Origin of the sequence: Pseudooceanicola pacificus (genome assembly GCF_009789075.1) — a bacterium.
GTDB classification, from domain to species: domain Bacteria; phylum Pseudomonadota; class Alphaproteobacteria; order Rhodobacterales; family Rhodobacteraceae; genus Pseudooceanicola; species Pseudooceanicola pacificus.
On record NZ_WNXQ01000006.1, the window covers coordinates 165940 to 188064 of the forward strand.

Annotated in this window: 21 protein-coding genes; 7 read left to right on the forward strand and 14 right to left on the reverse strand. The window is 68.4% G+C overall.

What is annotated here, in order from left to right; genetic code table 11:
- Positions 1-48 precede the first annotated feature (48 nt).
- The 3 genes from GLS40_RS12240 to GLS40_RS12250 are packed head-to-tail and all read right to left on the reverse strand — an operon-like array spanning position 49 to position 2945.
- Positions 49-1374, reverse strand: a complete 1326-nt coding sequence (locus GLS40_RS12240; protein ID WP_160383015.1) for an FMN-binding glutamate synthase family protein — start codon at positions 1372-1374, stop codon at positions 49-51.
- Positions 1374-2057 (reverse strand): GltB/FmdC/FwdC-like GXGXG domain-containing protein, encoded by a 684-nt coding sequence (locus GLS40_RS12245; protein WP_160383016.1) that lies wholly within the window; start codon positions 2055-2057, stop codon positions 1374-1376. Before GLS40_RS12245 ends, GLS40_RS12240 begins: the two co-directional genes overlap by 1 nt.
- A gap of 3 nt (positions 2058-2060) precedes the next feature.
- Positions 2061-2945, reverse strand: coding sequence for a class II glutamine amidotransferase (locus GLS40_RS12250; RefSeq protein ID WP_160383017.1), 885 nt, complete (start codon positions 2943-2945; stop codon positions 2061-2063).
- Positions 2946-3142: 197 nt separating this feature from the next.
- On the opposite strand from GLS40_RS12250, the gene GLS40_RS12255 reads away from it, so the two are divergent.
- From GLS40_RS12255 to GLS40_RS12265, 3 genes are all read left to right on the forward strand, one after another.
- A complete protein-coding gene (locus tag GLS40_RS12255; RefSeq protein WP_160383018.1) occupies positions 3143-3382 on the forward strand; it encodes a type II toxin-antitoxin system Phd/YefM family antitoxin in 240 nt (79 codons plus the stop codon).
- Positions 3383-3751, forward strand: a complete 369-nt coding sequence (locus tag GLS40_RS12260; protein ID WP_160383019.1) for a type II toxin-antitoxin system VapC family toxin — start codon at positions 3383-3385, stop codon at positions 3749-3751.
- Between the two features lie 92 nt (positions 3752-3843).
- Positions 3844-5352, forward strand: a complete 1509-nt coding sequence (locus GLS40_RS12265) for an aldehyde dehydrogenase (NADP(+)) (RefSeq protein ID WP_160383020.1) — start codon at positions 3844-3846, stop codon at positions 5350-5352.
- Between the two features lie 173 nt (positions 5353-5525).
- Here GLS40_RS12265 and GLS40_RS12270 read toward each other — a convergent pair whose 3' ends face one another.
- The 9 genes from GLS40_RS12270 to GLS40_RS12310 form a co-directional block, all read right to left on the reverse strand.
- Positions 5526-6767 (reverse strand): NAD(P)/FAD-dependent oxidoreductase, encoded by a 1242-nt coding sequence (locus GLS40_RS12270; protein ID WP_160383021.1) that lies wholly within the window; start codon positions 6765-6767, stop codon positions 5526-5528.
- Positions 6768-7183: 416 nt separating this feature from the next.
- Positions 7184-7525: a cupin domain-containing protein gene (locus GLS40_RS12275; RefSeq protein WP_160383022.1), complete on the reverse strand. Its 342-nt coding sequence runs from the start codon at positions 7523-7525 to the stop codon at positions 7184-7186.
- Positions 7518-8189 carry a cysteine hydrolase family protein gene (locus tag GLS40_RS12280; protein WP_160383023.1) on the reverse strand — a complete coding sequence of 224 codons (672 nt, stop codon included), beginning with the start codon at positions 8187-8189 and terminating at the stop codon, positions 7518-7520. Before GLS40_RS12280 ends, GLS40_RS12275 begins: the two co-directional genes overlap by 8 nt.
- Positions 8186-9721 carry an ABC transporter ATP-binding protein gene (locus tag GLS40_RS12285; RefSeq protein ID WP_160383024.1) on the reverse strand — a complete coding sequence of 512 codons (1536 nt, stop codon included), beginning with the start codon at positions 9719-9721 and terminating at the stop codon, positions 8186-8188. The genes GLS40_RS12280 and GLS40_RS12285 overlap by 4 nt, the downstream gene beginning before the upstream one ends.
- A gap of 7 nt (positions 9722-9728) precedes the next feature.
- The gene (gene atzD, locus GLS40_RS12290; RefSeq protein ID WP_160383025.1) at positions 9729-10808 is read right to left on the reverse strand and encodes a cyanuric acid amidohydrolase; all 1080 of its coding nucleotides are present in this window, start codon (positions 10806-10808) and stop codon (positions 9729-9731) included.
- Entirely contained in the window at positions 10808-11512 is a 705-nt protein-coding gene (gene biuH, locus GLS40_RS12295; RefSeq protein ID WP_160383026.1) for a biuret amidohydrolase, read from the reverse strand. The genes atzD and biuH overlap by 1 nt, the downstream gene beginning before the upstream one ends.
- A gap of 14 nt (positions 11513-11526) precedes the next feature.
- Positions 11527-12450 carry an ABC transporter permease gene (locus GLS40_RS12300; protein WP_160383027.1) on the reverse strand — a complete coding sequence of 308 codons (924 nt, stop codon included), beginning with the start codon at positions 12448-12450 and terminating at the stop codon, positions 11527-11529.
- On the reverse strand, positions 12447-13556 hold the full coding sequence (locus GLS40_RS12305; RefSeq protein ID WP_160383028.1) for an ABC transporter permease: 1110 nt from the start codon (positions 13554-13556) through the stop codon (positions 12447-12449). The genes GLS40_RS12300 and GLS40_RS12305 overlap by 4 nt, the downstream gene beginning before the upstream one ends.
- A gap of 1 nt (position 13557) precedes the next feature.
- Positions 13558-14673 carry a BMP family ABC transporter substrate-binding protein gene (locus GLS40_RS12310; RefSeq protein WP_160383029.1) on the reverse strand — a complete coding sequence of 372 codons (1116 nt, stop codon included), beginning with the start codon at positions 14671-14673 and terminating at the stop codon, positions 13558-13560.
- Between the two features lie 135 nt (positions 14674-14808).
- Between GLS40_RS12310 and GLS40_RS12315 the strand changes: the two genes are divergently transcribed.
- Positions 14809-15735: a LysR family transcriptional regulator gene (locus tag GLS40_RS12315; RefSeq protein WP_160383030.1), complete on the forward strand. Its 927-nt coding sequence runs from the start codon at positions 14809-14811 to the stop codon at positions 15733-15735.
- A 106-nt stretch (positions 15736-15841) separates the two neighbouring features.
- On the opposite strand, the gene GLS40_RS12320 is transcribed toward GLS40_RS12315, so the two are convergent.
- A complete protein-coding gene (locus GLS40_RS12320; RefSeq protein ID WP_160383031.1) occupies positions 15842-18046 on the reverse strand; it encodes an NADP-dependent isocitrate dehydrogenase in 2205 nt (734 codons plus the stop codon).
- A gap of 214 nt (positions 18047-18260) precedes the next feature.
- Between GLS40_RS12320 and GLS40_RS12325 the strand changes: the two genes are divergently transcribed.
- From GLS40_RS12325 to GLS40_RS12335, 3 genes are all read left to right on the forward strand, one after another.
- Positions 18261-19532 carry an NAD(P)/FAD-dependent oxidoreductase gene (locus tag GLS40_RS12325; protein ID WP_160383032.1) on the forward strand — a complete coding sequence of 424 codons (1272 nt, stop codon included), beginning with the start codon at positions 18261-18263 and terminating at the stop codon, positions 19530-19532.
- 240 nt (positions 19533-19772) lie between these two features.
- On the forward strand, positions 19773-20231 hold the full coding sequence (locus GLS40_RS12330) for a MaoC family dehydratase (RefSeq protein WP_160383033.1): 459 nt from the start codon (positions 19773-19775) through the stop codon (positions 20229-20231).
- A complete protein-coding gene (locus GLS40_RS12335) occupies positions 20231-21097 on the forward strand; it encodes an HpcH/HpaI aldolase/citrate lyase family protein (RefSeq protein ID WP_160383034.1) in 867 nt (288 codons plus the stop codon). The genes GLS40_RS12330 and GLS40_RS12335 overlap by 1 nt, the downstream gene beginning before the upstream one ends.
- Positions 21098-21245: 148 nt before the next feature.
- Here the strand turns inward: GLS40_RS12335 and GLS40_RS12340 are convergent, their stop codons facing one another.
- Positions 21246-22019 (reverse strand): SapC family protein, encoded by a 774-nt coding sequence (locus tag GLS40_RS12340; RefSeq protein ID WP_160383035.1) that lies wholly within the window; start codon positions 22017-22019, stop codon positions 21246-21248.
- Between the last annotated feature and the right edge of the window lie 106 nt (positions 22020-22125).

Genomic DNA, 22125 nt, shown 5'->3' on the forward strand with positions numbered 1-22125 from the left:
GGGCCCCCGCTGCTTGGATGTCGCGTCAGAGCGGGGGGCGGCGCATTCTCAGAACTGGGCCTTGCCGGGCCACCAGTCGGTGCCCGCCAGGGGCACCTGCGCCATGGCGGCGGCCTCCATCGTCAGCGCGCAGAGGTCTTCGGGTTCCAGGTTGTGCACGTGGCTCTTGCCGCAGGCGCGGGCGATGGTCTGGCATTCCAGCGTCATCACGTTCAGGAAATTGCGCAGCCGGCGGCCCGCGGCCTCGGGGTCCAGCCGCTTCATCAACTCGGGGTCCTGGGTGGTGATGCCGGCGGGGTCGCGCCCCTCGTGCCAGTCGTCATAGGCCCCGGCGGTGGTGCCCAGGGCGTTGTACTCGGCCTCGTAACGCGGGTCATTGTCGCCCAGGGCGATCAGCGCCGCCGTGCCGATGGACACCGCATCGGCGCCAAGCGCCAGCGCCTTGGCCATGTCAGCGCCCGAACGGATCCCGCCCGAGACGACAAGCTGCACCTCGCGGTGCATCCCGAGGTCCTGCAGCGCCTTCACCGCGGGGCGGATACAGGCCAGGGTCGGCTGGCCCACATGTTCGATAAAGACATCCTGCGTCGCCGCCGTGCCGCCCTGCATCCCGTCCAGCACCACGACATCGGCCCCGGCCTTGACCGCCAGCGCGGTGTCGTAATAGGGCCGCGCGCCGCCGATCTTGACGTAGATCGGCTTTTCCCAGCCGGTGATCTCGCGCAGTTCGAGGATCTTGATCTCCAGATCGTCGGGGCCGGTCCAGTCCGGGTGGCGGCAGGCGGACCGCTGGTCGATGCCCACGGGCAGGTCGCGCATGCCGGCGACCCGTTCGGTGATCTTCTGACCCAGCAGCATGCCCCCGCCGCCGGGTTTTGCGCCCTGGCCGACAACCACCTCGATCGCATCGGCGCGGCGCAGGTCGTCGGGGTTCATCCCGTAGCGCGAGGGCAGATATTGATAGACCAGCTTTTCGGAATGCCCGCGCTCTTCCTCGGTCATGCCGCCATCGCCGGTGGTGGTCGAGGTCCCGGCCATCGTCGCGCCCCGGCCAAGCGCCTCCTTGGCGGGGCCCGAGAGCGAGCCGAAGGACATGCCCGCGATGGTCACGGGGATCTTCAGCTCGATGGGGTTCTTTGCGTAGCGCGTGCCAAGCGTGACGCCCGTCTCGCATTTCTCGCGGTAGCCTTCGAGCGGATAGCGCGAGATCGAGGCGCCCAGGAACAGCAGGTCGTCGAAATGCGGCACCCGCCGCTTCGCCCCGCCGCCGCGAATGTCGTAGATGCCGGTGGCGGCGGCGCGGCGGATTTCCGCGTTCACCTCGCGCGAGAAGGTCCAGGACTGGCGCGGTTCGGTGGCTGGGGTCTTGTCCATCAATACTGGTCCGCGTTGTCGATGTTGAAATGATAAAGCTGGCGGGCCGAGCCGTAGCGCCGGAATTCCTCGGGGCGGGCATCGGCGCCCGCGCGCTTGAGCAGGTCGGCCAGCAGGGCGGTATGTTCGGGCCGCATCGCCTTTTCCACGCAGTCCGCGCCCAGGGATTTCACCGTCCCGCGCACGAAAAGCCGCGCCTCGTACAGGCTGTCGCCAAGCGCCTCGCCCGCATCGCCCAGCACCACCAGGTTGCCCTTTTGCGCCATGAAGGCCGACATATGCCCGATGGAGCCATGCACCACGATGTCGATCCCCTTCATCGAGATGCCGCAGCGCGACGAGGCATTGCCCCGGATGTTCAGCAGCCCGCCATGCCCGGTCGCCCCGGCATACTGGCTGGCATCGCCATCCACGATCACCTCGCCCGACATCATGTTCTCGGCCACGCCGGGGCCGACGGAGCCTTGAACATGCACGGTGGCGGTCTTGTTCATGCCCGCGCAGTAATAGCCGGTCGAGCCCTTCACGGTGACCGAGACCGGCCCGTCCAGCCCGACCGCGATGGCATGGGCGCCGCGCGGGTTCTCGATCACATAGGCCTCGTTCGCCTGGCCCCTGGCGGCGGTATGCAGGGCGGCGTTCACGTCGCGCAATTCGGTTGTCAGCATGTCCAGAACGGGCATGGCTCAGCGCTCCCAGAAATAGACGGTGGCGGGTTCGGGTTCCCAGACGCGCGCGGCCTCGATCCCGGGAAGGTTGGCGAAGGCGCGGTATTCGCTGCCAAAGGCCACGTAATCCCCGGTTTCGGCCATCACGGCGGGCTTGCAGGCAATCGGATCGCGCACCACGCCGAACCCGTCCCGCGTGCCGGTGACAAAGGTGAAGAAGCCGTCGAGGTCCTTCAGCGTGCCCTCCAGCGCCTCGCCCAGCGAAGCGCCCTCGGCGATGCGCGACGAGATATAGGCGGCGCCGACCTCGGTGTCGTTCTCGGTCCGGGTGTGGACACCCTTGCGCGCCAGGCGGCGGCGCATGTCGTTGTGGTTCGACAGAGAGCCGTTGTGCACCAGGCACTGGTCCGGCGCGGTCGAAAAGGGATGCGCCCCCATCGTCGTCACCGCGGATTCCGTGGCCATCCGGGTGTGCCCGATGCCGTGGCTGCCGCCCATGCCGCGAATGCCGAAGCGGTCGGCCACGTCGCGGGGCAGGCCGACCTCCTTGAAGATTTCCATGCTGGTGCCCGCGCTCATGATCCGGATGCCGCGCTGGTCCAGGAAAGCGGTTGCCGCCGCGCCGGCCTCGGCCGGGACGCTCAGCACGGCATGGGTGCTGATCCGGCGCATCGTCACGGGCGCGCCCAGATGCCCGGCCAGCGCCGCCTCCAGCCCGTCGAAATCCGCGTCGGTGTCGGACTGAACGGTGATCTTCAGATTGTCCGAGGAATCGCCATAGATCGCGATCCCGGCACTGTCGGGGCCACGGTCGGTCATGGTGATGAGCATGTCGGTGAGCATGTCGCCCAAACGGGGCCGCAGCTCATCCTTCTTGAGAAACAGGCCTACAATGCCGCACATGGGTCCTCCGAAGAGCGTTAAAGGTCTCCCGAGTCACTGTAGTGAGAAAATAATATTCGTGCTAGGAATATTTTGGGGTTAGCCGGGCGGCGCGCCGGGACAGGGCGAAAGCGATCAGAAAACCGGCAGCGGGGCGACCGTCCGCTTGCGATCCCCGGCATTCTGACCTATATCTTGGTCAACACGAGAGGTGTCCCATGCAGATCGCCATTGCCGAGGCCAAGGCCCAGTTCGCCGAGATCATTCGCCGCGTCGAAGCGGGAGAGGCGATAGAGCTGACGCGCTATGGCCGCCCGGTGGCCAAGATCGTGGCCGCCGACCGCCCGGTCGGGCGCCCGCTGATCGGCGCGATGGCCGGGGCGTTCACGCTGCCTGCGGATATCTTTGCCGGCGACGACGAGATCGCCGAAATGTTCGACCGCGCGGCCGGGGACTGAATGCGCCTGCTGCTGGACACCCATGTCCTGCTCTGGGCGCTGCTGGACGATCCCCGGTTGTCGGCGGACCAGCGCGCGGCCATCGGCGGGGGAGAGCTCTATATCTCGGCCGCCAGCGTGTGGGAGATCGGGATCAAGCGGGCCATCGGCAAGCTCGACGTGCCCGAAGAGCTGTTCGATATCGCGGTGGATGCCGGATGCCGCCCGCTGCCGATCTCGTGGACCCATGCCGAGGCCGCCGCGGCCCTGCCCCTGCATCACGCGGATCCGTTCGATCGGATGCTGGTTGCCCAGGCCCGATGCGAGGGGCTGCGCCTGGCCAGTTCGGACGCCAAGCTGGCGGCCTATGACGTCGATCTCGTCGGCTGAGGACACCGGCGCCCGGAGCGGTGGCAGATGCAGCCGAAAGCGTCTACCAAGGCGGACAATTCACCGCTGAACCGATCCCGAGGAGCACCGACATGACCTTCACGCCGCATGGAAAACACCTGATCGCCGGGGACTGGACGATGGGGGCGGATACCTTCACCTCCACTCCGCTGCACGGGCCGGGCTTTGCCGTGTCGCGCGGAACGGCCGGTGACGTGGACCGGGCCGTGCAGGCCGCCGAAGAGGCCTTCTGGACTTATGGCTATTCCTCTCGTGAGGACAGGGCGGCCTTCCTCGACGCCATCGCCGACGAGATCGAGGCGCGCGCCGCGGACATCACCGCCATCGGCACCGCCGAAAGCGGCCTGCCCGAGGCGCGCCTGCAGGGCGAGCGGGGGCGGACCACCGGGCAGCTGCGCCTTTTCGCGACGCATATCCGCAGCGAGGCGTACCTCGACATCCGCCACGATCCCGCCTTGCCCGACCGCCAGCCGCTGCCGCGCCCGGACCTGAAGATGATGCAGCGCCCCATCGGCCCGGTGGCCGTCTTTGGCGCGTCGAACTTCCCGCTCGCCTTTTCGACCGCCGGGGGCGACACCGCCGCCGCGCTCGCCGCCGGATGCCCGGTGGTGGTCAAGGGCCACCCGGCCCATCCCGGCACAGGCGAAATCGTGGCCGAGGCGATCCATGCCGCCATTGCCCGCTGTGGCATGCATCCCGGTGTCTTCTCGCTGATCCAGGGCGATCAGGTGGATTATGCCCAGGCCCTGGTCCAGCACCCTCTGATCCGCGCGGTCGGCTTCACCGGCTCTCTGGGCGCCGGGCGCGCGCTCTTCGACCTCTGTGCGCAGCGGCCCGAGCCGATCCCCTTTTTCGGAGAGCTGGGTTCCGTCAACCCGATGTTCATCCTGCCCGCCGCCGCCGCCGCGCGCGGGGCCGAGATCGGCGCCGGATGGGCCGGGTCGCTGACCATGGGGGCGGGGCAGTTCTGCACCAACCCAGGCATCGCCGTGATCCCCGAGGGGCCCGAGGGCGACGCCGTGGTGGCCGCCGCCGCCGAGGCGCTGGCGAAAGTCGCCCCGCAGCCGATGCTGACCGATGGGATCGCCGCCGCCTACCGGCGCGGCAAGGCGCGGTTCGACACCCGCAACGCCGTCCGCCCGGTCCTGACAACGGCGGACGAGGGGCGGCAGGCCTCCCCCAATCTTTACCAGACCGACATGGCCAGCTACCTGAATGACCATGTGCTGGGCGAAGAGGTCTTTGGCCCGCTCGGCCTGGCCATCCGGGTTTCGGAACCTTCGCAGATGATCGAACTTGCCAAGGGCTTCGAAGGGCAGCTGACCGCCACGCTGCAGATGGACGAGGCCGACACGGCCCTGGCCCGGCAACTGCTGCCGGTGCTGGAGCGCAAGGCGGGGCGCATCCTGGTGAACGGCTATCCGACCGGGGTCGAGGTCGCCGACAGCATGGTCCACGGCGGGCCTTACCCGGCCTCGACCAATTTCGGCGCCACCTCTGTCGGCACGCTGGCGATCCGCCGGTTCCTGCGCCCGGTCTGTTATCAGAATTTCCCGGATGCGCTTGCCGTCACCGGCTGAGGCAGAGCGGCCTTGGCCCCGGCCCCGGATCCTCCGCCGCTCCGGTGGATCGAACCGGGGTTTGAGGGCTGTCGTTCCGGCCCAAGGGTCGCAGGATGTCCCCGGGCAGGCCCTCTGACTCCGCGGCGGGCTTGCCTGCTGCGGGTCGTTTCAGGGCGGAACAGGGTCTTATCTCAGGTAAACCGGCGGGCCGGGTCATAGGCGGGCAGCGGCAGGTTCGGCTGCCGCCCCTCGGCCAGATCCGCCACGATGCGCCCGGTGATGCCGCCAAGGGTCAGGCCCAGATGCTGGTGCCCGAAGGCATGGATGATCCGACGCGACACCGGGCTGTGCCCGATGGCGGGCAGGCTGTCGGGCAGGGTCGGGCGGTGGCCCAGCCAGCTCGACCCCGGTTCGGGCAGGTCGGGAAACATCTGCGCCGCGCGCCGCCGGATATAGGCCAGCCGCTTGGGGTTTGGCGGGGCGTTCAGCGCGGCGATCTCGACCGTGCCGGCCAGGCGCAGGCCCTGGGCCATCGGTGTGGCGTAAAACCCGCCCTCGGCCCAGCCGGTGGGGCGGGTGACGCGATGCGCCTCGCCAGGGAACAGCAGGTGATAGCCCCGCTCGCACCCCAGCGGCAGGGATTCGGCGCCCGATCCCCGCACCGACCGCGAAAAGGCCCCGCAGGCGATGACCGCATGGCGGGCGGTCAGGGTGCCGCCGCCTGTCGTGATCTCGACCGTATCGCCTGTGGCCCGGGTTGCCGTGGCCCGGGCGACGAGGGTCTGCCCGCCAAGGTCCGTGAACCGGGCGTGGAACCGCTGCACCAGCGCCAACGGGTCGGCGACCTGACGCGCGCCGGTGAAATGCACCGCGCGGGCGATCGGCAGCGCGACACCGGGTTCCAGGGCGCGCGCCTCTTCCTCCGTCAGCTCGGTGAAGGGCACGCCAAGGGCGCGACGCATGCCAAGCCCCCGGGTCGCGCCCTCGGCCCCGGCGGTGGTCGACCAGAGCGAGAGCTGACCGCGCGCCGTGACCAGGTCTTCGGCCCCGGCCTCGGCCAGCAGCGGGTTCAGCCCGGCCTCGGCATGAGAGAGCAGCGTGGCGAGGTGACCGGCGATCCGGTCCGCGCGCGCGACGCGGCAATTCGCCAGAAAGGACAGCATCCAGCGCGGGTTCAGCAGGGCGTGGCGCCACGAGATCGCCAGCGGGCTCTGCGGGCCGAAAAGCAGGGCAGGCAGCCCGGTGATCACCGAGGGGTCGTTGACCGGCAGGCAGGCATAGGTCGCGATGGTGCAGGCATTGCCCGAACTGGTGCCGGATCCGGGCGGTTCAGGGTCTATCAGGGTGACGTCATGGCCGCGCATCCGTGCCCAGAGGGCGGTGCTGGTGCCGACAATCCCGGCGCCGATCACGGCAATGTCGGTATCGGTCATGCTGCATCCCCGACGGCTGTCGCCGCCAGTCTTGCGTCGCCAGCTGCGCCGCCGCAATGGAAATCGGCCGGGCGGGGCGGGCGTCTTGCTGGCTGCCGTGGCCTGCTGCAAGCCGCTTTCGGTGGTCGCGCCAAGCGGCGCGGGTGCAGGTCATCCTGTCGACAGGAAACCGCTGTCCAACAGGCGGCGATCGGGGCCGAGACCCCCGATACAGTCTCTGTTTAGGGGACCCGGGCGGTGGCGAGCTTTTCGGATAACGCCGGTTTCGCCAGAGCCGCGCACCCGACACCGCTGCGCCTTGCGCCAGATCTGCCCGGCCTGGCGGTCCCGTCGGATTGCACCGCGACGGCCTCGATGCCGCTCTTGGAGCGCGTGCGGCACCAGCGCCGGAACCGAGGTGCCGCAACGCCATCCGCTCAGGCGGGTTCGAGGAATTCGACCGGCGTGGCCCAGTGGATCAGCACCACGCAGCCGTCCTCCGACCAGACGGAATGTTCGCTCCCGGGGGGGTTCATCACCAGGCTGCCGACGGTGTAATGGCCGTTTTCGTCGCTCTGGCTGCCCTCCAGCACCAGCACGCATTCCAGCCCGGAATGGCGGTGCCGGGGCGCGCGGGCGCCGGGGGCATAGCGCAGCAGCGCAACCTGCGGATGGCCCGCCTGAAGGGTGCAGATCTCGATCCCGTCGCGGAACCGGGTGAATTCCATCTGCTGCCAGCCGCCAGCGGCCAGCCCGTGAAAGGCTGTCGCATCAGGCATCTATCGGCGCCACCGCTGCAAGGATGGTGGCCACCGGCGCGGTCCAGCCGACAATGGCGCCCTGGGCGCGGATCATTTCGATCGCGGCGGTCTTGAAGGCGGGGAAATAACTTTCCGTGGCATCCTCGGCCAGCAGGCAGTCGAACCCGCGGTCGTTGGCCTCGCGCATGGTGGTCTGCACGCAGACCTCGGTGGTGACGCCCGCAAAGATCAGCGTGCGGATGCCCAGACCGGCCAGATGCGTGCCCAGATCGGTGGCGTAAAAGGCGCCCTTGCCGGGCTTGTCGATCACCTTTTCGCCCGGCACAGGGGCCAGTTCGGGCAGGATCTCGGCCCCCGGTTCGCCCGCGATCAGCACGCGGCCCATCGGACCGGCATCCCCGATGCGCAGGCTCGGCGACCCGCGCAGCCGCTTGGCGGGCGGGCAGTCCGACAGGTCGGGCCGGTGGCATTCGCGGGTGTGGATCACCGGGATCCCGGCGGCGCGGCATCCGGCGATCAGCCGCGCGGTGGCGGGCACGATGGCCTGCAACAGCGTCACGTCATTGCCCAGGGTCGCGCCAAAGCCCCCCGGTTCGATGAAGTCGCGCTGCATGTCGATGACGATCAGCGCAGTGGTCGCCGGGTCCCATTCCAGCGCAAAGGGCAGGGCGTCGATCTTCATGCGTGGCCTCCCATGTGATGGCCGATGGTGGGAATATCGGCCTCGGCCGCGGTGCATTCGTAGACCAGCCGCCCCTCGGACATCACCATCACGCGGTCGGCCAGTTCCAGGATTTCGTCCAGGTCCTCGCTCATCAGCAGAACCGCGGTGCCCTGGTTGCGCGCCGACATGATACGCGAGCGGATCTCGGCCACGGCGGTGAAATCCAGCCCGAAACACGGGTTCGAGATGATCAGGATGTCGACCTCTCCGTCCAGTTCCCGCGAGAGCACGGCGCGCTGCACATTGCCGCCCGAGAGCGCGGCGATGGGGCTGTCGAGCGAGGCGGTCTTGACCTTGTAATCCGTCACCAGCCGCGCGGCGCGGCGTTTCATCTCGCCCGGGGCCAGCCAGAAGCGGGTGCCCCCGACATCCACGTCGAAGGAGCGGAAGCCGATGTTTTCGCTCACCGTCATGCGGGGGGCGCAGGCGTTCTGCAGCGGCTCTTCGGGCAGGTAGCGCACCTTGTGGCGGCGCGCCTCGGCCCGGGTCGCGCCATAGGGGGCGCCCTTGACCGCGATGGTGCCGGCGCTGACCGGGCGCTGGCCGGTGAGGATCTCCATCAGTTCCATCTGCCCGTTGCCCGAGATCCCGGCGATGCCCACGATCTCGCCCGCGCGGATGGTCAGCCCGTCGATGGCGATCTCCTTCAGCCCCGAGCGGTCGCGGGCGCGCACGCCCTCCAGCGCCAGCACGGTCTCGCCCGTCGTCACCTCGCGCGCGGCGGGGGCGGCGGGCTTGGCGTCACCCATCATCATCGCGGCCATGTCCTGATGGCTGAGATCGGCCACCATGCCACCGCCCACGCGGCGGCCCCGGCGCAGCACCGTCACCTCGTCGGCAAAGGCGGTCACCTCGCGGAACTTGTGGCTGATCATCAGCACCGACAGCTCCCCCGCCTCGCAGAGCTTGCGGACATGGCCCAGCACCTCGTCCGCCTCGTCCGGGGTCAGGACCGAGGTCGGCTCGTCCAGGATCAGGAACCGGCGGCCAAGGTAGAGCTGTTTCAGGATCTCCAGCTTCTGCTTCTCGCCCGCCGCCAGGCGGTGCACCGGTTCGCTCAGCGGGACGCGGAAGGGCATCGCCGCCATGAAGGCCTGCAGGCCCGTCATCTCATGCTCCCAGTTCACGACGGCGGGAACATCGGCGCGGCTGATCACCAGATTCTCGGCCGCGGTGAGGGCGGGGACCAGGGTGAAATGCTGATAGACCATGCCCAGCCCCTTGGCATGGGCGTCGCGGGGATCGGTGACATTGCCGTCGAACCCGTCGATCAGCAGGCTGCCCGCGCTCGCGTGGTAAAAGCCCATGATGCATTTCACCAGCGTCGACTTGCCGGCCCCGTTCTCGCCCAGCAGGGCGTGGAACGACCCGGGCCGCACCTTGATCGAGACATCGTCGAGCGCGGTGAAACTGCCAAAGCGCATGGTCATGCCGACGGTTTCGATACCGACGGCGGGGAGCGGGGACTGAATGGGCTGGGCTGCGTGCATGGGATCCTCAGCTGCGGCGGGCGATGAGTGCGACGGGGCCGCCGCCATCGGGGCCCTGGTGTTCCGCCCCGCCCGAAACGAACAGGTCGGTGAACCCGACAAGCGACGCCAGCGCCCCGCCGACAAAGGCGCGGGCATGGCGGGTGTGCGATATGTCGGAATCCGACAGCATGACATGACGCGCGCCCCGGACCCGGCCCGAGGCGGCGGCCTCGGCCTTGGCCATCACGGCAAGCAGCCGGGCGCGCTGCGCGGGGGCCAGCTGCCCCGGCGCGTCCAGCCCCAGGCGGGCGAGGGCGGCGCGGACGGGTTCGGTATCAATGCTGTCGGACATCACCGCATGGTCGATCAGCAGGGGGCCGGACCAGCTGTCGGACAGGCCCATCACGACGATCTCGTGATCCTCCAGCTCGACCCCGGCCGAGGCCCCGCAGCGGGTACAATAGAGCGCGGGATCGCCGGGTTCGGCATCGCCGGGCACCTCGCCCAGAGCGATCGCCGCCCCAAGGGCCGAGGCGCCACGCGACAGGGCCATGCTCTTCAGCGTGTCGCGGGTGGCCGTGGCGGCGCCGCGCGCATCCGCCTGGGCGATCCGTTCGGGGGTCAGCAGGGGGCATTTCACCTGCACGTAATGCACCGCGTCGGGGCCGGTGATCCCGGCATCGGCCATCGCGGCGGCCACGCCCCGGGCGACCTCGGCCGACTGGGCAGGGGTTCCGATCTCTTCGGGCAGCAGGGCCCTTGTGCGCGCCCGCCCGATGGCCAGCGCCGGGCTTTCGCCACCGCCGGGCGCGGGATCCGAGGTAAAGACCAGCCAGTGCGGCGACAGCGCGCCCTCGGTTCCGCCGGACATGACCAGGGCGACCCGGTCGACCTCGGCCAGCGGCAGATGACGGGACAGCAGGGCGCGCAGGGCGCTGACGGCAAAGGCGCGGGTGAAGTCGTTGACGCAGCCGTTGCCCTCGGTCTTGCCAAAGATCGCGACGATGGAGCCGGGCGCCAGCCGCCCGGCCTCGATCAGCGCGGCAATCGCGCTCACGTCATCGGGCGCCTGCGCCTCCAGCCGATGGACTCCGGCACATCGCATCACGGCAGCACGGCCAGCAGATCGGCCGAACTGGCGGTCGCGCCAAAGACGCCGCCCTGCATGTGGATCATGTGGATCGCCGCCGCGTGGTTCGCCGGATCCGTCGCCGCGCAGCAATCCGTCAGCATCACGCATTCAAAGCCGCGGTCGTTGGCCTCGCGCATGGTGGTGTGCACACAGACATCGGTGGTGATGCCGGTCAGCACGATATTGTCGATTCCCTTCAGCCGCAGGATCATTTCCAGATCGGTGGCGCAGAAACATCCCTTGCCCGGCTTGTCGATGATCACCTCGCCCTCCAGCGGGGCCAGTTCGTCGATGATCTCCCAGCCCGGTTCGCCGCGGGTCAGGATCCGCCCGCAGGGGCCGGGATCGCCGATACCCGCCCCGATCCGGCGCGAGCGCCAGCGCTTGTTCGCGGGCAGATCCGACAGGTCGGCGCGGTGCCCCTCGCGGGTGTGGATCACCATGTAGCCCTTGGCGCGGAAGGCCGACAGCAGCGCCTGGATCGGCGCGATCGGCGCGCGGGTCAGCGAGATGTCATAGCCCATCGAGTCGACATAGCCGCCGGGCCCGCAGAAATCGGTCTGCATGTCGATGATGATCAGCGCCGTGTTCCCGGGCCGCAGGTCGCCGTTCCACGGCCAGGCATAGGGGGTCGAGGCGATGGTGGTGCCCGTGGGTGTCTCGGTCATGGCGTTCATCGGTCAGGCTCCGGTCATTTGGTGATGGAGAGTTCGCGCGGGGCGCCGGTCAATGCGCCGCTTTTCGAGGAGGATGCGATCAGCACCACCAGTGTCAGCACGAAGGGCGCGGCGTAGAAGAGGTAATAGCCCGAGGTGACGCCAACCGATTGCAAGGCCGGGCCAAGCGCCCCGGCGGCGCCAAAAAGAAGGGCGGCAAAGAAGCAGTTGACCGGCGACCAGCGGGCAAAGATCACCAGCGCCACCGCGATCAGGCCCTGGCCGGAGGAGATCCCTTCGTTCCACGAGCCGGGGTAGAACAGCGACAGATAGGCCCCGCCCATGCCCGCCAGCGCCCCTCCAAATCCGGTGGCGAGGATGCGCACCCGCGCCGGGCGGATGCCAAGCGCGCGCGCGGCGTCGGAACTGTCGCCCACCACGCGCAGGGTCAGCCCGATACGGGTCCGTTTCAGCATCCAGGCCAGGGCCACGGCCAGCAGGCCGCCGATAATGAACAGCACATTGACCCTGAGCGCGGCCTGCACCTGCGGCAGGTCGGACCACCAGCCCAGATTGATCGCGGGCAGGTCAGGGGCCACCGGCTGGATGAAGGCCTTGCCGAAGAAGAAGGCGAGCCCGGTGCCAAGCAGCATCAGCGCGATGCCGATGGCAATGTCGTTGACCCGGGGCAGCGAACAGAGCAGCCCGTGCAGCAGGCCGAATGCGGCCCCCGCGCCGGCGGCGGCCAGCACCCCGATCCAGGGTGAGCCCGTCATATAGGCCAGCGCATAGCCCGCCATCGCCCCAAAGACGAGCGTGCCCTCAAGCCCCAGGTTTATCCGGCCGGAGCGTTCGGTGATCACCTCGCCCAGCGAGACGAACAGGAACGGGGTCGACACGCGGATCGCGCCGCCGACCATTGCGAGCGGCACCGCCCAGAGACCGATATCGCCGCTCATGCCGTGTCCTTTCTGTTCAGCCAGGCGGTCAGGCTGATCCGCCCGGTCAGGGTCTCGCTCGCCAGGATCGACACGAAGACAAAGCCCTGCAGTACGGTCATCGTGGCGTCGGGCAGATCCATCCGGCGCTGGACAAGACCCGAAGAGGCCTCGAACCCGGCGAGCAGCAGGGCGACGGGGATGATCGCCAGCGGATTGTGCCGGGCGAGGAAGGCGACAAGGATGCCGGTATAGCCATAGCCCGAGGCGAGCGAGGCATTGGCCGACCCGTGCACCGCCGAGACCTCGAAATATCCGGCCAGCCCGGCGAAGGCCCCGCCAAGCGCGGTGAAGCCGACCACCAGCCGGGTCACCGGCAGCCCCTGCACCTGCGCCGCGCGGACATTGCCGCCCGCGATCCGGGCGCCAAACCCGGTGGTGGTGCGTTCGATCAGCACCCAGCACAGGATGCAGCAGACCACCGCCACGGCCAGCCCCCAGTGCACGTTCCAGCCGGGCAGGTCGCCGACGCGCAGCGACTCGGCCAGCGGCGCGGTCGAGGGTTTGTTGAGCGAGGCGGGATCGCGCAGCGGCCCCTCCACCAGGTGGTTCATCAGGGCGATGGCGATATAGGCCAGCAGCAGCGAGGCGATGGTTTCGTTGACCCCGCGCCACTGGCGCAGCGCCCCGACGGCACCGATCCAGATCGCGCCGACCAGCGCGGCCATCAGCGCCAGCAGCGGCATGGCGAGGATGGCGGGCCAGCCTGCCAGGAGCATGGCCAGGCCGCCCGCCATCACGCCGCCCAGCACAATGGCTCCTTCGCCGCCGATGACGACGAGGCCAAGGCGCGCCGGAACGGCGACGCAGAGAGCCGAGAACAGCAGCGGTGCTGCCCGCGACAGGGTGTTGTTCCAGGAGAAGGCGGTTCCGAACCCGGCCTTGTATACAAGTGCGTAGAAGGTAGCCGGGTTCTTGCCAAGCAGCAACAGAAACACGGCAAAGACCGCAAAGCCGGCCAGCAGCGCCAGAACCGGCAGCAGCAGCCCCTCGGCCCGGCCCGCGATGCCCGTCAGCCAGGCCCGCAGGGGCGTGGCCGGGGCCGGGATATCCGCCCCGACCGCCATGTTACGAGGTCGACCCGATGACGCCCTCGACGAGGTAGCCCATCGATTCCAGCGCCACGTCGGATTCCTCGAAGGCCTGGCCCTCGGTCGCGACGACATTGCCGGCGTTGTCCTTCATCGGACCGTTGATCACGGCGAACCCGCCCGACATGATCCTGGCCTTGGTGTCCTCGAACTGCGCGCGCGCCGCGTCGGACACGGCCGGGCCCAGCGGGGACATCTTGATGAAGCCCTCGGCCAGCCCGCCGCGTACGAAATTGTCGATCGGCTCGCCCGCCATCGTCTTCTTCACCATGTCGGTATAGACCGTGGCCCAGTTCCATTCCGCGCCGGTCAGGTATTTCTCGGGCGCCAGTACGGACTGGTTGGCGTGATAGCCGCAGATGAAGCAGTCGCGCGCGGCGGCGGTTTCCATCACCACCTTGGGCCCGTCCACATGGCAGGTGATCACATCGGCACCGGCATCGGCCAGGGCGTTGGTGGCCTCGGCCTCCTTCACCGCCATCGACCATTCGCCGGTAAAGATCACCTGGCATTCGATGGTCGGATCGACCGAGCGCGCGCCCAGCAGGAAGGAATTGATGTTCAGCAGCACCTGCGGGATCGGCTTGGCGGCGACAAAGCCGATCTTTTTCGACTTGGTCGCATGCCCGGCGGCGATGCCGTTCAGGTACTGGCCCATGCCGATATAGCCGAAATAGCTGCCCACATTGGCGGGCATCCCCGCGGACCACAGCCCGCCGCAATGTTCGAACCGGACATCGGGATTGTTGGGCGCGACCTTCAGGATATGCGGGTCGAAATAGCCGAAGGAGGTGGGGAAGAGCAGGGTGGCGCCGTCGAAATTGATCATCGACTCCATTGTCTGCTGCACGTCCTGCGTCTCGGCCACGTTCTCCTCTTCGATGACCGTGACGCCCTCCATCGCCTTGACGACCGCGGCCCCCTCGGCATGCGCCTGGTTGTAGCCGTAGTCGTCGCGCGGGCCGACGTAGATGAACCCCACGGTCAGCTCGCCCGAGGCGCGGGCCGGGCGGCCCAGACCGCCCAGCGTGGCGGCCCCGGCAAGCCCGGCGGTGGTGGACAGGAAACGGCGGCGCGTCAGGAAACTGGTCATGTGGTGAACCCTCTCTGCAAAGCGAATCCGGCTGGCCCGGATCTGGTTGACCTGAGGGTCACGGATTGCACTGCTGTTGTCTGCTGCTAAGTTGGCAGCATTGCGGTGCGTTTTTTGCAGCAGTCAGGGAAAGCCATGAAACAGCTCGAAACGCTGGAGTTCATCGAGGCCATTGCCCGCGCCGGGTCGATCCGGGGCGCGGCGGATTCGCTGTCGCTGACCTCGACCGCGCTGAACCGCCGCCTGCTGGCGCTGGAGGAGGAGCTGGGCGCCCCCGTCTTCGAACGCCTGCCGCGGGGCGTGCGCCTGTCGCCGGCGGGAGAGCTGCTGATCCACCACATCCGCCAGCAGCGCGCCGACCTGGACCGCGTCCGCTCGCAGATCGCCGATCTGAAGGGCGAGCGGCGGGGCCATGTGAAGGTCGCCTGCAGCCAGGCCCTGCTGCCCTATTTCATGCCGCACGAGATCAACGCCTACCGGGCCGAGCACCCCAAGGTGACCTTTGAGGTCAACCTGCGCGACCGCTACCGCGCGGAACAGGCGCTGGTGACCCATGCCGCCGATATCGCCCTGGTGTTCGAACCGGTCCGGCTGGCGGATGTGCAGGTGCTGGCCACCGCGCCGCAGCCGGTGCATGTGGTCATGGTGCGCGACCATCCCCTGGCCGCCAAGCCGGTGCTGCGCCTGTCGGATCTGGTGGGATATCCGATCGGGATGCCCAGCGAGGAATTTGGCGTGCGCTACCTGCTGGATCTGGCGATGCGGCGCTCGGCGATCCGGATCACCCCTCAGATCGTGTCGGACAGTTTCGAATTCCTGCGCAGCTATCCGGGGCCCGAGCTGATGCTGACCTTTCAGATCCCCATCGGCCTGCCGGCCCAGGACAGCGGGCCGGAGGCCTTTGTGTCGCGCCCCGTGGACACGCGGGACGTGCCGGCGGGGCTGCTCTACCTGGCGCAGATGCGGGGGCGGACCCTGCCGGTGGCCGCCGCGAATTTTGCCCGCCAGCTGGCCCGCGCGCTGGATGCCGCATCCGACGGGCCGGTGCGGCCGGGCCCCTGAGGCGACCCTGACGCGCCCCTGACGCGACCGGACAAAAAAGGCATGGCCCCGGTGACAGGGCCATGCCGTGTGACATGTCAGCTCCCGCCGGGCGGGGGGAGGGGTGTCAGCCGATGATCGCGTTCAGCGTGGCCGAGGGGCGCATCACCGCCGCCGTCTTGTCGGCATCGGTGTGGTAATAGCCGCCCAGATCGGCCGGTTTGCCCTGCGCCGCCGCCAGCTCGCCGGTGATCGCCGCTTCGCCGTCGGCCAGGGCCTTGGCGATCGGGGCGAAATGTGCGGCCAGATCGGCATCGTCGGATTGCGCGGCCAGGGCCTCGGCCCAGTAGCGGGCAAACCAGTAGTGGCTGTCGCGGTTGTCCGGCTCACCCACCTTGCGCGAGGGGCTGCGGTCGTGGTCCAGAATGCCCTGGGTGGCCGCGTCGACGGCCTTGCCCAGCACGCGGGCCTTTTCGTTGCCCTTGGCGTCGGCGAGGAAGGTGAAGCTTTCGCCAAGCGCGCAGAACTCGCCCAGCGAATCCCAGCGGAGGTGGTTTTCCTCGACCAGCTGCTGCACGTGTTTCGGGGCCGAACCGCCCGCGCCGGTTTCGAACAGCCCGCCGCCCTGCATCAGCTTGACGATGGACAGCATCTTGGCCGAGGTCGCCAGTTCCAGGATCGGGAACAGGTCGGTCAGGTAGTCGCGCAGCACGTTGCCGGTGATGGCAATCGTGTTCTCGCCCTTGGTGATCGTCTCAAGCGAGGCCTTGGTGGCCGCGGCGGGGGCCATGATCTCGAACTTGTCGGCCACGCCCTTGGCTTCGAGGATCGGCTTGACCATCTTGATCAGCTCGGCGTCATGGCCACGATTGGCATCCAGCCAGAAGATCGCGCGGAAGCCGGTCGCCTTCTGCCGTTCGATGGCCAGGTTCACCCAGTCCTCGATGGGGGCCTTGCGGGCCGAGGCCGAGCGCCAGATATCGCCCTGTTCCACCTTGTGCGAATGCAGCACGGTGCCGTCTTCCAGCACCATCTTCACGGTGCCGTCAGCGGGAATTTCAAAAGTCGTGGGGTGCGAGCCGTATTCCTCGGCCTTCTGCGCCATCAGGCCCAGGTTCTGCACGGTGCCGGCGGTGGCCGGGTTCAGTTTCCCGTTTGCCTTGAAGAACTTGATCGCCTCGTCATAGACCGGCGCATAGGAATTGTCGGGGATCACGCAGTTGGTGTCATGCTGCTTGTTGTCCGGGCCCCAGCCCTTGCCGCCGTCGCGGATCAGCGCGGGCATCGAGGCGTCGATGATCACGTCCGAAGGCACATGCAGGTTGGTGATGCCCTTGTCGGAATTCACCATGTACATCGGCGGGCGCGCGGCGCGGCATGCCTCGATGGCGGCCATGATCTCGGGTTCGTCCTTCACCCGCTCCAGCAGGTCGCCCATGCCGGAATTGGGGTTCACGCCCAGCTCGGCCATGCGCTCGCCATACTGATCGAACACCGGGGCGAGCCAGGCCCTGACCGCGTGGCCAAAGATGATCGGGTCCGAGACCTTCATCATCGTGGCCTTCATGTGCAGCGAGAACAGCGTGCCCTCGGCCTTGGTCTTGACGATCTCGTCGGCGAGGAAGGCATCCAGCGCCTTGGCCGACATGAAGGTCGCGTCGACCACGGTGCCGGCGGGGTAGGACAGGCCGTCCTTGAGGACCGTTTCGCCCTCGGCGGTTTCCAGCACGATCCTGGCCTTGGCGGCGGCGCCCAGCGTGGCCGATGTCTCGTTCGAGAAGAAGTCGCCGCCCGACATGGCCGCGACGCGGGTCTTGCTGTCGCTGACCCAGTCACCCATGCGGTGCGGGTTGGCCATCGCGTAATTCTTGACCGCAACGGCGGCGCGGCGGTCCGAGTTGCCCTCGCGCAGGACCGGGTTCACCGCAGAGCCCTTGATCGCGTCGTAACGGGCGCGGGCCTCTGTCTCGGCGTCGGTCGACGGCGTTTCGGGATAATCGGGGATGTCGTAGCCCTGCGCCTGCAGTTCACGCACCGCGGCCACCAGCTGCGGGACCGATGCCGAGATGTTCGGCAGCTTGATCACGTTCGCCTCGGGCGTCTTGACCAGTTCGCCCAGCACGGCCAGGTCATCGGTCTGGCGCTGTGCCTCGGTCAGTTTTTCCGGGAAGGCGGCGATGATCCGGCCCGCCAGCGAAATGTCCTTGGTCCCCACCGAGACCCCGGCGGCGGCCGCAAAGGACCGGATGATCGGCAGGAGCGACGCGGAGGCCAGCTCCGGTGCTTCGTCCACCTTGGTATAAATGATGTCGGGGGTGTTCGATTCAGCCATAATATCCAAGCCTTTTCCTGAGCCGAGCAACGCTTACCCGATGCAGCGGCCAAGGTCCACTTGTGCTGACGCGATCCGGTGCGACTTGTCGCCCGGACCGGCGATCCGCAGCGGAAATGGCGGATCGGGGCGGATATTGACACCGCCCGGGGCGGCCCACATGGTCGGCGCCGGGCAGGGGGCGGACCAATCGCGCCCCGCCACCGGACCGGACATGCAGATCAGCGAACACCAACCGATTTCACTCTGGGACAGCTCGGCCGCCGAGCCCGATCCCGACACCACCGCGCCCCGGGGCGACCGCGAGGCAGAGCTGGCCATCGTCGGCGGCGGTTTCACCGGGCTGTCGACCGCGCTGCATGCCGCACAGGCCGGGCATGACTGCCTGCTGCTGGAGGCCGAACGCATCGGCCACGGCGGTTCCGGGCGCAATGTCGGGCTGGTCAATGCCGGGGTCTGGCTGCCGCCGCGTAAGGCGATGGAGGTTCTGGGCCCCGAGCGGGGGCGCTCCTTCGTCGAGTACCTCGGACGCGCGCCAGGCTATGTCTTCGACCTGATCGAGGCCCACCAGATCCGCTGCGAACCCCGGCGCGAAGGCACGATCCACGCCGCGCATGCGCCCTCGGGCCTGCGCGACCTGTCCCGCCGCGCCGCGCAGTGGGAGGAGCTGGGCGCCCCGGTCGAGCTGCTGACCGGCGACGAGATGGAAGCCCGCACCGGCACCGCACGTTATCACGGCGGGCTGCTCGACCGGCGCGCGGGCACGGTCAACCCGATGGGCTATGCCCGCGGCCTGGCGCGCGCCGCCGCCGCCGCGGGCGCGCGGATCGCCACCGGGGTGCGCGTCACCTCGCTGCGCCGGGACGGGGACGGCTGGGTGCTGGGCACCACGCGCGGCCAGGTGCGGGCCCGCCATGTGGTGCTGGGCACCAATGCCTATAGCGATGCGCTCTGGCCCGGACTGGCCGAAAGCTATGTGCCGATCGATTTCTTCCAGCTGTCGACCGAACCGCTGGGCGCACGCGCGGCGCAGGTTCTGCCGGGCGGGCAGGGGCTCTGGGACACCGGGCAGATCATGTTCTCGCTGCGCCGGGACGCTGCGGGGCGGATCGCCGTCGGCTCGATGGGCCGTGTCATGGGCGCCCTGTCGCACCGCTGGGCCGCGCGGCGGCTGCGCCACCTGTTCCCCGATCTCGGCCCCGTGCGGTTCGAGCAGGCCTGGAGCGGGCGCATCGCGATGACCGACGATCACATCCCGCGCATTCACCGGCTGGCCGAGGGGCTGTACACGCCCATCGGATACAACGGGCGCGGGATCACCACCGGCACGATGTTCGGCAAGGCGATGGCCGGCCTGCTGTCGGGCGAGGCCGAGGGCGACCTGCCGCTGCCCCTGTCGGACCTGCACCGCCCCCGGGCCCGGCGGCTGAGGACCGCGTTCTTCCGCGCCGCCTTTGCCGCCAACCAGTTGATGAAAAGCGTCTGACGGGCCATCGGGGTCCTGTGGCGGACGCCCTCGGCCCGACGCCCGCGCCCCGCCGCATGGCCGAGCAGGGGCGCGGGCAAATGGACAGTCCTTGACCAAAGGCGCGACACTCAGCGCCGCGGGACCGGCCTGCGCCGGAGGCCTCGAGACGGATGTCGCCCCGATCTCGCCGCAACTGGCGCTTTGCCACTTCGCCGGGCGGGTGCTACGCCTGAGCAAACCGTTTTGGAGGAGACAGCGATGCCCGGTCTTTGGTTCGAGGAATTCAGCGTAGGTCAGCATTTCCGGCACGAGTTGTCGCGCACCGTGACCGAGTCCGACAACATGATGTTCAGCCTGATGTCGATGAACCCGCAGCCGCTGCACATCGACTTCAACTTCGCCAAGGAGACGGAGTGGGGCCAGCCGCTGTTCAACTCGATGTTCACCTTTGCCATCATGGTCGGGCTCAGCGTGCAGGATACGACGCTGGGCACCACCGTCGGCAACCTCGGCTTTTCCGAGGTGACCTTTCCCAACCCGGTCTTTCACGGCGACACGCTGCGCGCCGAAACCAAGGTGCTGTCGGTGCGCGAGAGCAAATCGCGCCCGACCCAGGGGCTGGTCGAGTTCCAGCACCTCTGCTTCAAGCAGGACGACACGCTGGTCGGCCAGTGCAAGCGCATGGCGCTGATGCGCAAGCGGCCCGAGGCGGCGTGATGCGCAGTTTTCTCTTCGTTCCCGGCGACAGCCTGCGCAAATTCGAAAAGGCGGTGACGGGCGAGGCCGACGCGCTGATCCTCGATCTGGAAGACTCGGTCGCCGCCTCGGCCAAACAGACCGCGCGCGAGACGGTCGCCCGGATGCTGCAGGCCGAACGCAACGGCAAGGCGCTCTTTGTGCGGGTCAATGCGCTCGACACCGGGCTGACCCTGGCCGACCTGGCCGCCGTGATGCCATGCGCGCCCGACGGGATCACCCTGCCGAAATGCGAAGGGCCGGACGATCTGAACCGGGCGGCGCATTACCTGGCGGCCTTCGAGGCGGCGCATGGGCTGGGGCCGACCCGGATCCTGGCCATCGCGACGGAAACCGCCGCCTCGCTCTTCACGCTTGGCTCCTACACCGGGTGCGACGAACGGCTCTGGGGCCTGATGTGGGGGGCCGAGGATCTGACCGCCTCGCTCGGCGCGCGCGAAAACGGGGCAAAGCAGGGGTTCCACGAACCGTTCCGCCTGGCGCGGAACCTGTGCCTTGCGGGCGCTGCGGCGGCGGGGGTGGTGCCGGTCGACACGATCTGCGCGGTGCTGGACGACCTGTCGGTGGTCGAACGCGAGGCGCGCGAGGCGCGGCGCGACGGTTTTGGCGCCAAGGCGGTGATCCATCCGAAACACGTGGCCCCGGTCAACGCCGCCTTTACCCCGACCGAGGAGGAACTGGCCTGGGCCCGCAAGGTGCTGGCGGCCTTTGCCGCCGACCCGGATGCGGGTGTGGTCAGGATCGACGGGCAGATGATCGACAAGCCGCATGAACGCGCCGCGCGCAAGATCATCGCGACGGCGGGACCGGGCGTGGGTGCAGGCTGACTCCTGTAATCAGAATTATGGTTAATATCGGATTGATCCGCCGCACGGCCATGCACAGCGGCATGCATGGCGCCAAGGCAGCCAGGTCCGGGATGTGACGACACGACCAACCGCCGCAGGCCCGTACCCGCGGCGGTTGCGCGTTGGATCAGGCGTCCAGCGGTGCCTCGGCTTCGGGGGCCGTGGCGGGCTCTGCCGGGTCGGACCCGGCCACCTTGCGCAGCAGGGGCTGGAGGTTGTTCATCGACTGCAGGTGCACGAACAGCAGTTCCAGTTCATCCGTCGCCAGCATCTGGCGTACCACCTCGTCGGGCAGCGCCTTCAGCTTGTCGCGATTGACGGCCAGGAAACCGGCCAGCCGGCCCGGAGAGCCGTCGGGCATGGTGTACTGGGCATGCATCGGCTCCAACAGGTCATGGTCCACCAGGCGTTCGCAAAACGCCTTGGTCCGGGTGAATTGGGCCTGATATTCCCGCATGAAATCAAGCACCTGGTTCAAATACATCGACCGTTCGCCACGGCTGTCGAACAGCTTTTCGCCCTCGCCGTCGCGGTTCACGCCCTCGTATTCCTCGTCGATGAAGAGGGTGAAGGACTTGCCGTCCTGCCCGCTGGCAAAGACAAAGGGATAGCGCCGCATGAAGGCCGGGATATAGCGCCCGTTCCAGCTGCCGTCGGCCTCGACATAGAGGTTCTGCTTGTCCCGCAGGCCCAGGATCACAACCGGCATGACCTCCTTGCCCTGACCGGCAAAGACGATGGTGCAGTCGGATGCCGCGGCCCGGAATTCAGCCGCTACCAGCGGGACCGAGTTCACTTCGGCGGCGAAACCGTATTTGCCGCCGCTGCGCAGGGACACGTCCTTGTGTGCCTCGCTCGAGACGGGAACGGCCCGCTTGTAGAAAAGAAGTTGTGTTTCCATGTGACGTCGCTGCTCCTCGCGAAATGCATTGTCGGGTGGCACCGTGCCGGAAGAATGCGGCAATCCCTAGACTAGGGGAAAGACCGCGTCACAGAAAGCGAAGTAT